The organism is Mycolicibacterium arseniciresistens (assembly GCF_030519285.1).
Classification (GTDB): Bacteria; Actinomycetota; Actinomycetes; order Mycobacteriales; family Mycobacteriaceae; genus Mycobacterium; species Mycobacterium arseniciresistens.
Map to the genome: position 1 here is coordinate 1 of NZ_JAUMSQ010000368.1, position 664 is coordinate 664.

Genomic DNA, 664 nt, shown 5'->3' on the forward strand with positions numbered 1-664 from the left:
GCGACGGGCCACCAACGCGGCCCCGATCGCCGCGGCCAGTTCGGGGCGCGGCATCGTCGTCACCGGCAGCCGCAGTCCCTCGGAGAGTCGTTGCGTCACAAGCGGTATCCGGGCGCCGCCGCCGACCGTCGCGACAGCGGCCAGTTGCGCCGGCGCCACCCGGTTGCGCTGCAGCAGGTCGAACACGGCGGCCATCAGGTGGTCGACCGGTTCGCGCATCAGCGACTCGACCTCCGCACGGGTCAGCCGCAGCGCCGCGTGCGGACCGGTCAGACCCGTCGCGGTGTCGAAGGACAGCCGCTCCTTGGCCAGCCGGCACTCGTCGCGCAGCGCGGTCAGTGAGGCGACCGCCGACGTGCCGGACTCCTCGGCGTCGATGTCGGCGAGCACGTGCGTCAGCACCGCCCGGTCGATGGCGTCGCCGCCGAAATCGTCGCAGCGGACGCTGCTGCCGACGGGCGCGAAGCCCGCGCCGGCATCGGCCAGTGTCAGGGTCGTGCCGGTGGCGCCGACGTCGCACAGCAGCACCAGGCCCCGGGCGGGCAGGCCGGGCCGCGACTGCAGCGCCGTCAGCGCCGCGACGGCGTCGGACACCACGATGGCGTGCGGCATCCGGGCCTGCACGGCGTCCACCGCGGTGGCCGGCCAGTATGCGGGGACCGCC

The 664-nt window shown here is 75.3% G+C and carries 1 protein-coding gene; it reads right to left on the minus strand.

Annotation, left to right across the window (positions count from 1 at the left end):
• Positions 1-664: Hsp70 family protein (locus tag Q2100_RS28395; protein ID WP_302916728.1), on the minus strand; the 664-nt coding region annotated here is incomplete at both ends.